The 14,440-nt window shown below is 58.1% G+C and carries 10 protein-coding genes; 4 read left to right on the top strand and 6 right to left on the bottom strand.

Annotated features, from left to right (window positions below; translation table 11 throughout):
- Positions 1-49 precede the first annotated feature (49 nt).
- Entirely contained in the window at positions 50-1,273 is a 1,224-nt protein-coding gene (locus tag Q0510_RS16645) for an alkaline phosphatase family protein (protein WP_298714313.1), read from the top strand.
- Between the two features lie 91 nt (positions 1,274-1,364).
- Here the strand turns inward: Q0510_RS16645 and Q0510_RS16650 are convergent, their stop codons facing one another.
- From Q0510_RS16650 to Q0510_RS16675, 6 genes are all read right to left on the bottom strand, one after another.
- Positions 1,365-3,434 (bottom strand): copper-translocating P-type ATPase, encoded by a 2,070-nt coding sequence (locus tag Q0510_RS16650; RefSeq protein WP_298714316.1) that lies wholly within the window; start codon positions 3,432-3,434, stop codon positions 1,365-1,367.
- 118 nt (positions 3,435-3,552) lie between these two features.
- Positions 3,553-5,274: an ATP-binding protein gene (locus Q0510_RS16655; RefSeq protein ID WP_298714318.1), complete on the bottom strand. Its 1,722-nt coding sequence runs from the start codon at positions 5,272-5,274 to the stop codon at positions 3,553-3,555.
- A 204-nt stretch (positions 5,275-5,478) separates the two neighbouring features.
- On the bottom strand, positions 5,479-6,165 hold the full coding sequence (locus Q0510_RS16660) for an ankyrin repeat domain-containing protein (protein WP_298714321.1): 687 nt from the start codon (positions 6,163-6,165) through the stop codon (positions 5,479-5,481).
- A 49-nt stretch (positions 6,166-6,214) separates the two neighbouring features.
- A complete protein-coding gene (locus Q0510_RS16665) occupies positions 6,215-7,087 on the bottom strand; it encodes a helix-turn-helix domain-containing protein (RefSeq protein ID WP_298714323.1) in 873 nt (290 codons plus the stop codon).
- 15 nt (positions 7,088-7,102) lie between these two features.
- The gene (locus Q0510_RS16670; protein WP_298714326.1) at positions 7,103-9,742 is read right to left on the bottom strand and encodes a PKD domain-containing protein; all 2,640 of its coding nucleotides are present in this window, start codon (positions 9,740-9,742) and stop codon (positions 7,103-7,105) included.
- Between the two features lie 97 nt (positions 9,743-9,839).
- Positions 9,840-10,241: a response regulator gene (locus Q0510_RS16675; RefSeq protein WP_298714329.1), complete on the bottom strand. Its 402-nt coding sequence runs from the start codon at positions 10,239-10,241 to the stop codon at positions 9,840-9,842.
- Between the two features lie 148 nt (positions 10,242-10,389).
- On the opposite strand from Q0510_RS16675, the gene Q0510_RS16680 reads away from it, so the two are divergent.
- From Q0510_RS16680 to Q0510_RS16690, 3 genes are all read left to right on the top strand, one after another.
- Positions 10,390-11,898 (top strand): arylsulfatase, encoded by a 1,509-nt coding sequence (locus Q0510_RS16680; protein WP_298714330.1) that lies wholly within the window; start codon positions 10,390-10,392, stop codon positions 11,896-11,898.
- Between the two features lie 129 nt (positions 11,899-12,027).
- Entirely contained in the window at positions 12,028-13,008 is a 981-nt protein-coding gene (locus Q0510_RS16685; RefSeq protein WP_298714333.1) for a D-glycerate dehydrogenase, read from the top strand.
- Between the two features lie 57 nt (positions 13,009-13,065).
- On the top strand, positions 13,066-14,440 hold a 1,375-nt coding region (locus Q0510_RS16690; protein WP_298714336.1), incomplete at its 3' end, for a hypothetical protein.

Raw genomic sequence — 14,440 nt, forward strand, 5'->3', positions numbered from 1 at the left:
ACGTAGAGATTAGGCTTTAAATTTAATAAATGTATTTTTAATGGGTATTATGAATCGAATCCTGACTATCTGCCTCGCGCTGCTCACAGGCACTGCCATCGCACAGCAGCGGAAAGCTGTTTTCATCATCGTGGACGGCATTTCCGCCGATGTACTGGAAACACAACCGGTCCCCCACCTCAAAAGCATCATCCAGTCCGGCAGCTACCTCCGTGCTTACGTAGGCGGCGAAAAAGGTGGGTATACCCAAACCCCGACCATCTCGGCCGTCGGGTACAACAGCGTGCTCACCGGCACCTGGGTGAACAAGCATAACGTGTGGGACAATGATATCAAAGAACCTAATTACCACTACTGGACCATCTTCCGGACCTTTAAATCCCATTTCCCCCAAAAGAAAACCGCTATTTACAGCAGCTGGGAAGATAACCGGACCAAACTGGTGGGCGACCGGCTGGAAGCCACCGGCAACCTCGCGATCGATATCAAAGCCGATGGCTTCGAACTGGATACGGTCCGCTTTCCGCACGACCGCAAAAAGGCCTATATGGAACGGATCGACGCGCACGTGGCCGATGTGGCCGCCCAATCCCTCCGCGATCAAGCGCCCGACCTCAGTTGGGTGTACCTCGAATATACCGACGACATGGGCCATATGTACGGCGACAGCCCCGAGTTCATCTCTTCCATCCAGAAAATGGACGAAAAAGTGGGCAAGATCTGGAAAGCAGTGCAATACCGCCAGCAACGGTTCAAGGAGGAATGGCTGATCGTCATCACTACCGACCACGGCCGCGATGAACAAACCGGCAAGCACCACGGCGGCCAGTCGTTCCGTGAGCGCTCCGGCTGGATCATTTTCAATATAAAACAACCGAACACTTACGCGAAAATGTCGTACCCGGGTGTGGTGGATATCATGCCTACGATCGCGCGGTTCCTGCAACTGCCGCTGCCGCAGCACGTGGCCCGCGAGTCCGACGGTGTGGCTTTGTCTGGGAAGGTTTCCGTTGCGCATCCCCAGGTGCAACATTACAACGGCACGCTGGATATTTCGTGGGTGAGCCCCGATCCCGGTGGCCAGGTGAAAATCTGGGTGGCTGCCACCAACGCCTACAAAACCGGAGGCACCGATGAATACCGCCTCCTCGCTGAAGTGCCCGCGGCGCAGCGCCACGCGGTGGTGAGCGTTAAGGACCTGCCTTCCAAATTCTACAAAGTAGTGCTGGAAGGGAAGGAGAATACGGTTAACCGCTGGTGGCTGGAGAAGTAAACTGCATCCTTTTTTCCAAACGCCCTCAAACCCTTGCCGCGATTGGAGGAGCTTGGAAGATGCTTGGAGGCTGTCAGCAGCATTTCAAACGTTAAGCCTTGATTTTCAACATTCCCGCATTTATAGCCACCACGATGGTGGAAATACTCATCAGCACCGCGCCCGCAGCGGGGCTGAGCAGTACGCCCGCGCCTGACAGTACCCCGGCGGCCAGGGGCATCGCGATCACGTTGTAGCCGGTTGCCCAGGCCAGGTTTTGTATCATTTTCTTGTAGGTGGCTTTGCCAAAGAGGACGAGGCTGGCCACGTCTTTAGGGTTGCTGTTGACCAGGATGATGTCCGCCGTTTCGGCAGCCACGTCGCTACCGGAGCCAACGGCGATGCCTACGTCGGCCTTGGCGAGGGCGGGCGCGTCGTTCACGCCGTCTCCCGTCATGGCCACGAATTCGCCGGATTGCTGCAATTGCGCGATTTTTTCGAGCTTCTGGTGGGGCAGCACTTCGGCGAAAAACTGATCCATACCCAGGCTGCGGGCCACATCTTCCGCCACAACTTTGTTATCACCGGTTAGCAATACGGTTTTGATGTTTTGCGCATGCAGCGTGCGGATAGCCTCGGCGGATTCGGGGCGCACCTGGTCGGAAAGGGCGATGAAGCCCACCGGCGCGTCGTTGCGCAGCACGTACACCAGCGTTTCGCCGGCGCCGATTTTTTCCGGCGGGTTTTGCAGCGCGTTGGGGCTCACTACTGCGATGGTAGCGCCGTTCAGGTCTGCGGTGATGCCTTTGCCGGTGATGGCGGTGATCTTGCCAGCCTGTTCCGCCGGAAGTCCCAGTTCTTTCGCTTTCGCCACGATCCCCGTGGCAATGGGGTGTTCGGAACTCTGTTCGAGCGCGTAGGCGAGACGGAGGATATCGTTTTCCTTCAATTCCGGCGTCAGCGAAGCATACCGCGTTACGGCGAACTCGCCGACAGTCAGCGTACCCGTTTTATCGAACACGAGCGTGGTAATCTTGCGGGCGTTTTCGAAAGCAGTCCTGTTGCGGATGAGGAGGCCGTTGCGCGCGGCCAGCGCCGTGGATTTGGCCACCACCAGCGGTATGGCGAGCCCCAGGGCGTGCGGGCAGCAGATCACGATCACGGTCACCATCCGCTCGATGGCGAAGGCCAGGGTGCTGCCGCTCAGATACCAGGCGAAAAATGTGGCGAGACCGGCAACAATGGCGATAGCCGTCAGCCAGCGCGCGGCTTTGTCGGCCAGCAGCTGCGTGCGCGACTTATCCTGCTGCGCCTCGTTCACCAGCTGTATCACCTGCTGCAGGTACGATTCCTTGCTGCCGTGCGTCACCTGGATGCGCAGGGCGCCGTTGCCGTTGATGGAACCCGCGATCACCTTGTCGCCGGTTTGCTTCTCCGCCGGCTTCGATTCGCCCGTGAGCATGGATTCGTTCACCGTGCTTTCGCCTTCGGTGATCACGCCGTCGGCCGCGATCTTTTCGCCGGGCTTCACCAGGATGAGGTCGCCTTTCTGCAGCTGATCGGTCGGTATTTCGGAAATGTTGTCGTTACGGATGAGGTGGGCGGTGGAAGGCATGAGCTTGACGAGCGCTTCCAGCTCGCGCGATGCACCGGCAACGGACGTCATCTCGATCCAGTGGCCGAGCAGCATGATGAGGATCAGGGTGGCCAGTTCCCAGAAGAAATCCATTCCTTCCAAACCGAAAACAGTGGCGGCGCTATAGATGTAAGCCACGCTGATGGCAAACCCGATGAGCGTCATCATGCCGGGGTTGCGGGATTTCATTTCATCGGCCCAGCCTTTCAGAAACGGCCATCCGCCATATACGAAAATAATGGTCGACAGTGCGAAAAGCAGCTTGTCGGAGAACAGGAATTGCCAGTCTACCCCCATCCAATGTTGAATCATGGGCGAGAGAAGCAGTACCGGTATGGTAAGTATGAGCGTTACGTAAAATCTTTTCTTGAAATCCCCGATCATGCCCTGGTGATCGTGCCCGCTGTGGCCGGCATGCCCGTCGTGACCGTCGTGCCCGTGCATGGGTGCAGCTTCGGGAGGATCGTGATGTACCTGCGTATGGTCTGCCGGCTGGTGATGATGTTCCGGGTGATGGTGGTGCGGTGATGATTCGCCAGGTTTCATGGTAGCAAGGTTTGGAAAAATGAAAACAAGATAACGGGGAAGAATGTTCAAATCCCTTGCCAGTATTGGGTTTTACCAAAATTGTGTAACAGAAAACCGGAAAGATGTAAAACAGGGCTTACGGTTGATGGAGGTGTTTCTCCAGCACATGGCCTAATGCGGTGAATTCGATGGGCTTCACGACGTAGTCGCTGGCGCCTTCGCGGCGGAAGCGTTCCGCCGATTCGGTGAAAGCGTCGCCGGAGGCGATGATCACGGGGATATGTTGCAGGAGGGGATCTTTCTTGAGATGCCGGAGCATTTCGCTGCCGTTCATGGTGGGCATGTGAGAATCGAGGATGATGAGATGCGGTGTTTTCTCACGGGCGATGGCCAGCCCGTCGTTCCCGTTTTCCGCCGCCAGCACGTGAATGCCCTGCGAAAGGAGGAAATTGCGGAGGATGATCTGGTTCATGCGGTCGTCTTCCACCACCAGCACCGTACTGCCCGCGAACCGGGGCGCCTGGGCTTTCACTTCTTCCCGGACGGGGAGCGCCGCGCCTTCCGGAATCGGGAAAGAAACGGTGAACGTCGTGCTTTCGCCGGCCACGCTGTTTACGTGTACCTGCCCGCCCAGCTGCCTGGCGAATAGCTGGGTGATATACAATCCCAGCCCGGTCCCTTCCACGAACGTCTTCTTCACCGAAACGAACGGTTCGAAGATGATTTCCTGCTTGTCTTCCGAAATGCCGCCGCCCTGGTCGGTAACGCTGATGAACCATGCATTGTCCTTCACCCCGCCATGCACATCAATCACAGAATCGTTGTTGGTGAACTTAATGGCGTTGGTGAGGAGGTTGTTCAATATCTGCGAGAGCTTCACTTCATCGGTCTTAACCACATGCGGCAGGAGCGGTGAAATATGCAGGCGGATGGTAACCGATTTGGCTGCCGCGAGCAATTCGTATATGCGGACGATGTTATGCAGGAAAGTATGCGTCTTCACATCGCGGAGCTGCAATCCATCCGTTTGCCCCGATTCGATGCGCGATAATTCCAGTACGTTGTTGATGATATCTTTCACGTTGAAACTTGCCACATACAAGTGATCCACCAGCCCGCCCATGGTTTCGGGCGAGCGGCCGTTCTGGATATCCATCCGCATGAGCTGCACAATGCCGAAAATGGCGTTGAGCGGGTTGCGGATCTCGTGGCTCGTTTCCTGGAGGAACAGCTTCCTCGAATTATTCGATTTCTCCAGCTCTTCTTTTTTGTGCCGCAGCTCCGCCAGCAATGCGTTGTAGGATTTTTTGTAATGATAAATGCAAAGCAGCGGAACGCTGACGTGCCAGGCGATGTTGGTCCACCGCAACGACCTGATCACATCTTCGGACAGGAGAAGGTGCGGCGGTTTCCCGTTCAGCAGGTGCCATTCCATCGCTATGATGGCCAGGCTCAGCATAACCACGGCCAGTATCTGCCGGAAATGATTTTCGATGGTGAGGTACGTGAGGCTGATCATCGACATGCAGGCGATAATGAAGATCACGCCAGGCCCGAGGAGCCAGTCGAAATACACGGCCCACATGGATTGTAGGAGTACGAGCCACATGGTGGCGAGCTGCAGTTTGCCGTAATGGTTCAGCACGACTACCGAGCTGAAACACAGCAATGCCGCAGTGTTGCCGATGATGGTGATGGGTGCGCCGCTGATGAAATAATAAACCACGCCGAGCGCAAAGAGGCTCCCGCCGATGGCGAGGGCAAGGGAATTGATAATCCTTACCTGGCAGTGTTTTTCTTCGGGGACCCGCTTGCATCCTGTATCCGGCAACCGGGTTATCTCGGCGGTGATTTTCATGTTGTCAGGGTTAATATCTCTGGCATCAGGAATTTTCTATTCAGGGCGTATTTTCTTTTTTCAAACTAGCTCTTTTCAAATGTAATCATTCCATCCATGCAGGCAAAAACTTAATATCCACGCCAATTTGTTTGTGTGAATAAAGAAAGGCCGCCCTTTCGGACGGCCCTCTTTCTTCTTTCCTCGCCTATCACTCTAAGTCGTTTATTTCGCACCCGCCTTTTCGAGCAGGCGGACGATTTCGGTCTGTCTTTTTTGCCGCGCATGCTGCAGCGTCGTAACTCCATCTTTATCAGCGATATTCAGGTCGGCGCCCGCATTGATGAGCAGTTGCACGATCCTGATATGGTTTTCGCCCCCGTTGCCCAGGATCACTGCTTCCAGCAGGCCCGTCCACCCGAGGCGGTTGATGTGGTCGATGGGAAATTTTTTGTCTTCCAGCAGCGCGATCACCGTTTCCACGTGCCCGCGCTCGCAGGCGGGGATGAGGGCGGAGCCGCCATAACGGTTGTAGACGGTGTAATCGGCCCCGGCTTTCATGCACATCCGCACGATGCCGGTCATACCTTCGGCGCCGGCATACAGGAACGGCGAATTCAGGATTTTATCCTGCGCATTCACGTTTGCGCCTTCATCGATCAGCACCTGCGCAGCCTGCGACTGGTGTTTATACACGGCTGTCATCAGGGGTGTACGCCCTTCCGCATCGCGCGCCTCGATCTGTGCGCCGGCACGGAGCGCCTCGCGGATCGCGGTGGTGTCGCCCTTGGCGGCGGCGGATTGTAAACGGTTGTTTGCGCTGTTGTCCATCTTGCTCATCTCTTTTTCTTGCTGCGCGCAGGCAGGCATCGTAAGGCCCAGTGCGAGCGCCAGTAAAATTGTCTTCATCATCCGAAGTTGAATTCCAAAATTACCTGCAAAAGGAGGAGCGGAAGGGGGATTATTGTGGGGATTCGGGTACTTTCTGAAACTGTTGCCGGAAGGCGAGGGGAGACTGGCCGGAATAGCGGCGGAAAAAACGGGAGAAGTAAGACGTGTCGGAGAACCCCAGTTCGTACGCGATCTCTTTCACATCCTGCGTGGTGAGCGTGAGCAGGCGGCGCGCCTCCAGCAACAGCCTCCGCCGGATCAGGTTGCCCGCCGTATTGCCGGTTTCCTTGCGGCAAACGATGTTGAGGTATTGCGGCGTCACATGCAGCTGCGCGGCGTAAAACTCGACGGTGGCATTTTCGCGGTAGTGCTGCTCCAGCAGCGAAAGGAACTGTTTCACGAGGCGCTGCACCGGCGGCTGGTTGGGCGTGGGGTGCGCTTCTTCGTAAAAACGCTCCAGCATCGTCAACAAGGCGAGCAGCCGGTAAGTGATGATCCTGACCGACAAAAAATCGGCCACCGCATATTCTTCGAGGATGCTTTCCAGCTCCCGCACCACCGCCGCAAAGGGCTTCGGCGGCAAGGCCAGGTGCGGATTGGCGGAAAAGGAGAAGAAGGGCCATTGCAGCGTGTCGCCCGTCAGAAAATCCCTGCCGAACATCAGCTGGAACCCTTTCGTACCCGGCGATAACTCCCAGTCGTGCGGTTGCCCCGGCGCCAGGAAATACACGGAGCCCGCTTTTACCGGGTAAGGCGTAAAATCGATGGTATGGGTGCCGCTGCCGCGGATAACGACCAGCAGCATGTAGAAGTCATGTTTGTGCGGCTGCGGAAGGCTCGCCCGGCCCTGCTCTTCATGCCGGAAAATACTGAACACCTCCGCTTTAAGAGGTATGCAGATATCCTGTATGCTGATGACGGGCAGGTGGTGCTTCGAAGCCATACGCGAATATAAGCGTTATCGCAACAGGGTGGCCGTGCCGGTCAGGAAGAAGTCGGTACCGAGATAATCCACCGCGCTCACCTGCCAGACGAATGTGCCGCTGCCCTGCAGCTGCCCGTTGATCCGCCCGTCCCAGCCGCGGTTATTTTCATGGCCGCTGTAAACGAGCTGCCCCCAGCGGTTATACACTTTAAAGAACCGGATCTCCCGGATCCCCGCGCCGATGGGCCGCAGCCAGTCGTTGATGCCATCGCCATTGGGCGTGAAGCCCGTGGGCACAAACACCTGCGGCAACGTATTGTAAACTTTCACAGTCAGAAAAGCCGAATCCGCACAGCCTGCCTGGTCGGTGACGAGCACCTTCAGCCGGATGCCCGTGCTGGGACTGTTGTACGCGGCTATCGGATCGGCGATGTCCGGGTCGGAAAGCCCCGCGCCCGGCGACCAATGGTAACCGCTTCCGCCGGATGCATGCAGCCGGAGGGGCTGGCCCACCACCACCGCCGTGTCGCGCCCGGCAAACGCCCGGACCTTCGGCAGCACCGTCACCAACACCGTATCGCGCGCCGGTTTGGGGCAGCCGCGCGTATCGGTGGCGGTGAAGATGTACGCGGTAGTAGCCGACGGCCGGATCACCGGATCCAGCGTTCCGGGCAGCAGGGGCGACCAGCTGAAAGCGCTCCCGTCGGTAGCCGCGTGCAGCCGCGCTTCGGTGCCGAAGCAGATCATCGTATCCGCGCCCGCCCTGGCGATGGGATAAGGTACCGTCCGAACCCACATGCCCCCGCTTGCCGTACAGGCACTGACGCTGGCGGTGAGCAGGTAGCGCGTGTCGCCCGGAGGCCGCACCAGCGGCGCGGGCGCACCGGGAGATAAAAGCCCCGTTGCGGGCGACCAGTTATATACCAGTCCGTTCGACTGCGGCCGCAACCGGATGGTATCGCCCAGGCAAATCAGCGTGTCGGCCGGCATTTGCAGCGATACATGATCCGTGGTGCGGATGAGCACGGAATCCCGGTTCAGGCAGCCGTTCTGGTCGAGGTCCACGTAATACTTCGTTTCGCTCGTAACGTTCACCCGCGGCGTGGCGGTTTGCGCGCCGGTCATGTTCACCGCCGGCGACCAGGTGAATATCCCCGTTCCCGTGGCTTGCAGCGTGAGCGGGTCGGGCGGGCAGATGAGCGTGTCGCGGAACGCCAGCCCGATGGGCGGTTTGTCAAGTATCGTGACCGTTTGCCGGATGGTATCCTTGCAGCCCACGGAATTATGCGCGATGAGCGAAACGGTGAAAGGCCCGGTGGAAGGGTACGTCCAGCTGGTGTTCTGCTGGACGGAGTTGTCGGTCATCACATTCGGCTGCCCGAAATCCCAATACCAGTAATTCACCGTTCCGAAGCTGGTGGTGGTTTGGTCGGTGAAAGAAACGGGTTTGTTGATGCAGCTGCCAAGGGAAGAAAAAGCGGGGTTGAAACCGGGGTACACAAGCGCGAGGGCTTCCGTGGAATCCGGGCATTGCATGCCGCGGTTGGTAGTGAGCTTCACGGTATAGGTGCCCGGTTGCGCGAACGTGAAATCTGCCGTGGGATCGGTGCCGGTATACACGACCTGGCCGGCAGTATTGCGGAACTCCCAGTCCCACCGCGCGATGAGCGGGCTGTTCGAGCGGTTGGCCACTACCAGTTGCTGCGAATTGCCGCAAAGCATGTACTCCGGCAAAAGCGTGGCGGCGGCGAGGGTGCACCCGGTGATATTGATCTGCAGGTCTTTCCGTTGCGTGGCGATCACGATGCCGTTCCTGATTTCCTGGACGCAAACAGTGACCACATAAATCCCCGTTTCCGGCGCGATGCCGGTAATGAGGCCGGTAACGGCATCTATGCTGACGCGGACGCCCAGGGGCGCATCGCCGCTGAACTGCCCGCCATAAGGCACGCTGGAATAAGGCGGCGCCACGGGCGGCTGGCTGTTGTTGCCGCCTCCGCCGCCGCCTGGCCCGCCAGGGCCGCCACCACCGCCGCTGTAGCCGATGGTCTGGTAGGCGTCGCAGAAAAAATACCGGAGCTCGTCGCCATCGGGATCGGTGGCGGCGAAGCTGTAGTCGAAAGGATTGTCGGCGCACACGGTCACCAGGTCGCTGCCGGTGAATTGCGCGCTGCGGTTATCGGGAGCGGTGGCAAGTTGCGAGGTGCCGGGGATTTCGGTGGTGTAAGTGGCGCCGATGCGGCCGTAGCCGGCCATGAGGTTGCTGATCAGGTCGACCCGGTTGGTTACCTGCGAAGTGATGACGTATCCGTCCGGCGAATCGGGCAGGGTGACGGGAAAAACCCAGTATCCCACGTAGAAGCAAACCAGCGGCGGGCGCGTGATGCAGGGATCGGTGCTGGTATGGCTGATTTGTTTTTCCCGGTTGAGGGGGACTTGCAGCATCTGGTATTGCTGGTTGTTGCCGCGCCTGAAAATGCCGATGTAGATAGGATTGTAGAACTGCCGGCCCGGGGTGCCGCAGCTGCGGAATTGTTTGAGGGTCACCTGGTAAGTGGTGCTGCCGTTGCTCCTCGAAACCACCGTGTAATACATTTCCCCGCCGGTGATATGGTCCGCGCGCAGGCTGGTGAAGAAAGCCAACAGAAAGATCAGGAGCGACAGATGCTTCATGCAATGTATTTGGACAATCGGAATACGGAATTTCCGCACAAGCAGTTGCTTGTTTTGCATGTAGTCAGGCTGATGGCGGGTGTGTCTGGAATGGATGTTAGCGCCGGGTGGCGGGGTACAGCAAGTCATGCAGCATGCTCACCAGTTCGGAGAACTTTTCGGGCTTGGTATAAAACTGGAAAGCCCCCAGGGCCAGCGCCTGCCGGATGGTTTGCTGGTCGGACGCGGTGGAATAGATGACCACGGGGACGTTCTTAGCGCGGTGACTGCCCTTCAGTTCCTTTAAAAACTGCATGCCGTTCATGACGGGCATGTTGAGGTCGAGGAAGATGAGGTCGGGCAATGATTCGGAAACGTTCAGGTGATGGATGCCTTCCTGCCCGTTGGCAGCGAGCAAGCACCGGATCTGGTTATCGATGAATGCCAGCGCCGACAGGAAGATCTCCTGATCGTCGGCATCATCATCGATCAGCAAAATGTTGGGTAAAGTTGTCGTCATACGAATAGCACAATTTCAAATTGACAAATATCGCATGAGGAAATAAATGCATATTTTATCGCCCGACGCATATCTCTATCAAATTAATCAATTTAAGTTGAATTATGCGGAATAATTGAGTAAGATTGCGCGGAACAATCCTATCCGCATGAAACGGTTACTCTTTATGTTGTTATGCGGCTGGCTGGCGGGTGGAGCGAACGCCCAGCAGCGGCCGAATGTCATTATCATTTATGCAGACGATGTGGGTTACGGCGACCTGAGCTGTTACGGCGCCACGCAGGTGCAAACGCCCCATCTCGACGCCCTGGCCAAAAGCGGCATCCGCTTCACCAACGGGCATACCACCTCCGCAACCTGCACGCCCTCGCGCTACGCACTGCTTACGGGCCGGTATCCCTGGCGCAAGAAAGGAACGGGCGTGCTCCCGGGCAACGCGGCCATGATCATCCCGCCGGGTTCCCCTACGCTCGCATCCCTCATGCAGCAAGCCGGGTACCAGACTGCCCTCGTCGGGAAGTGGCACCTCGGGCTGGGCGACGGCTCCCCCATCAACTGGAACACTGATATCAGGCCGGGGCCCAATGAAGTCGGGTTTCATTACGCCTTCTTCTTCCCCGCAACGGCCGACCGCGTACCTACCGTGTTCGTGGAAAACCGGAAAATCATCGGGGCGGATGCCAATGATCCCATCGAAGTCAATTACCAGGAAAAGATCGGCAACGAGCCCACCGGCAAAGAAAACCCCGAACTGCTCAAAATGCCCGCTTCCCACGGGCATAATAATACGATCGTCAACGGCATCGGAAGGATCGGCTGGATGAAAGGCGGCACCCGCGCACGGTGGACCGACGAAGAAATCGCATACGCCTTCACCGACAAAGCGATCGAATTCATGGAGAACAACAGGAAAAAGCCCTTCTTCCTCTGCTTCAACCTGAGCGATATTCACGTGCCCCGCATGCCGGCAACCGCCTTCAAAGGCAAGAGCAGCATGGGATACAGAGGCGATGCCATCCTGCAGATGGATTGGAGCGTAGGGAAAATTATGGATAAACTCCGCCAGCTGGGACTGGAGAAAAATACGATCGTTATTTTTTCCAGCGACAACGGCCCCGTGCTCGACGATGGTTATGCAGACGGTGCGGTGACGCAGCAAAACGGCCACCAGCCGGCCGGTCCGTTCAGGGGCGGGAAGTACAGCGCCTTTGAAGGCGGCACCCGCGTGCCCTGGATCATCAGCTGGCCCGCAACGATCAAAGGCGGCGGCACTTCGGACGCGCTCATCAGCCAGGTGGATCTGTATGCTTCGTTCGCAGAGCTGACAGGGCAGAAGATGGCGCCCGGCGCGGCGCCCGACAGCCACGACGTGCTCCCGGCGATGCTGGGAAAAAAAGCGGAAGGCCGCTCCTGGGTGGTGTTGCAGGGCGGATCGCTTTCGCTCGTGCAGGGCGACTGGAAATACATTTCACCATCCAAAGGCGTGAAGCTGATGAAGGAAGTGAATATCGAATCCGGGAACGACGAAGCGCCCCAGCTGTATAATCTCCGCAGCGACAAAGGCGAGCGGCAGAACGTGGCGGCGCAGCATCCCGGCAAAGTGAAAGCGATGGCGGCGGAGCTGGAACGGCTGAAAGAAGCGGACCAGACGCGGTAATATTATTGATATGCAATAGAAACGGCCCGGGGCAATGCGCTCCGGGCCGTTTTGTTTCAGCAGTTGATAAGAAGGCGCCTGCGTCGTAAATTGCAATTATCTGTTTACACACTTATCAAATCTATCCACATGAAAATCTTCATCACCCGACATATTCCCGAACCCGGATTACAGTTGCTGCGCGAAGCGGGGATTGAATTTACAGCGCATACGGAAAAGCGCAACCTCACACCGGAAGAGCTGATCGAAGGTTGCAGGGGCGTGGATGCCTTGCTGAGCGTGGGCGGCAATAAGCTGAACGCGGAATTTTTGCAGGCAAGCAGGCATTTGAAGGTAATCGCCCTCATGTCTGCCGGGTACGACAACCTGGATGTGGATACAGCCACGGCGCTGGGGATTCCTGTCGGTAATACGCCTGGCGTGCTGAGCAATGCCACGGCGGATACGGCATTTTTGTTGATGCTGGCGGTTTCGCGGAAAGCGTTTTTCATGCATAAGACGATAGAGAAGGGAGACTGGGGCTTCTTCGACCCCACGGCCAACCTCGGCATGGAGCTCAACGGGCGGACGCTGGGCGTTTTCGGGATGGGCAGCATCGGCACGGCGCTGGCCCGCAAATGCCGCGGCGCTTTCGATATGCCGGTCATCTACCACAACCGCAGCCGGAACGTAGCGGCGGAAAAAGAACTCGGCGCGAAATACGTCAGCTTCGACGAGTTGCTGGCGCAAAGCGACGTGCTCAGCGTACATGCCGCGCTGACGCCGCAAACGGAAGGCGTCTTCAACGCGGCTGCTTTCCGGAAGATGAAACCGAAGTCGATTTTTGTGAACGCCGCGCGGGGCGCCATGCATAACGAAGACGACCTGCTGGAAGCCCTGCGCAGCCACCAGATCTGGGGCGCGGGCCTCGATGTCACGAACCCCGAGCCCATGGACAAGCACAACCTGCTGCTGCAAATGCCCAATGTGGCGGTGCTGCCGCATATCGGATCCGCCACGGAAGAAGCGCGCGGCGGCATGGCGCGCATGGCGGCGGAGAACATCATCGCTGGGCTGAAAGGCGAGCCCCTGCCGCATCCCATCAACAAAGTGCCCCCGCGCACTGCCTGAGGGCTATGACGGTAACGGGGATTTTTGTATTATGGAGCAAGATTCCACGTTCCCGTTATGTCACACCTTATTGCCCGGAGGAAATTCCTCGGAAATCTGTCGCTGGCAGCCGCCGGCTTTTTATTGAACTGGCAACGCGCATTCGCCGCCATGCCGCCGCTTACGGACAAGGCAGCATTGGTGCTGCCGCATTTTCCGGATACTTACCACGCTTTTGTATGGCGCAACTGGTCGCTGGTGCCGCACGAAACGCTCGCGCGCATTGCAGGCACCACGAAGGAGAACATCCTGGCTTCCGGGCTGGCGATGGGCTTGCGGGCGCCTGCGGCCGTCAGCAAGCTGGCCTGGGAGCGGAGTTACATTACGGTCATCCGCCGCAACTGGCATTTGCTGCCGCGTACGCAGCTGATGGCGTTGCTGGGGTGGGATGAGAAGAAGCTGGATTTTACGCTGCGCGAAGATGATTTTTTATATGAGAAACTGGGCAGCTTCAAGCCCTCCTGCGCGCCGGTGCAATACCAGGCGCCATCGGCCGCTACAGCCAGGATCGGCGAAGTGATGCGGCAGGAATTCCCGGAAGGGATGCCCCGTGAATCGGAACCGCTTTTTCATTTTATAGGGGAGCTGTCGGCCCCCCGGCCGGATATCCCCGATGTGCCATCCGGCGGGTTTTCGCCGCGGCTGGGTTATTCTTATTTCGCTTTATACGGCGATCCATTGCTGGATGCGTCTTCCGATCCATACCCGGACCATTACCTGGCGCGCCTCGCGGCCTGCGGGATGGACAGCGTTTGGATCCATATCGTGCTGCACAAGCTGGTGCCGTTTCCCTGGGACGCATCGCAGAGCGTGGGGCATGAGAAGCGGCTGCGCAATTTGCGGAAGCTGGTGGCGCGCGCGGCGAAGCAGGGGGTGAAGATCATATTGTACCTCAATGAGCCGCGGACCTGGCCGGCGTCTTTTTTCGCGAAGCATCCCCGGCTGAAGGGGGCGGATGCGGGCGGGGCGGCGAGTTTGTGCACGAGCCATCCGGAAGTGCAGGCGTACCTGCGGAACGGGGTGGCGGCGATAACGGCGGCGGTTCCGGGGCTGGGTGGGTTCTTTTCCATTACGGCGTCGGAGAACCGGACCAATTGCTGGTCGCACGGCCAGGGTGCGGCGTGCCCGCGTTGCGGCCCGAGGGGTGCGGCAGCGGTGATCGCGGAATTGAATCACCAGTATGCGAAAGGGATACGGAAAGGGATGGAGCAGCAGGAAGAAGGGGTGGCGGCGCCGCAGCTGATCGTGTGGGACTGGGGATGGCGGCCGGGATGGGGAGAGCAGATCATTGCGGGCTTGCCGAAAGAAGCCATGCTGATGAGCGTGTCGGAATGGGATGTGCAGATTGAAAGGGGCGGGGTAAAGAGCAGTATCGGCGAGTATTCGATATCAG

The organism is uncultured Chitinophaga sp. (genome assembly GCF_937874145.1).
Classification (GTDB): Bacteria; Bacteroidota; Bacteroidia; order Chitinophagales; family Chitinophagaceae; genus Chitinophaga.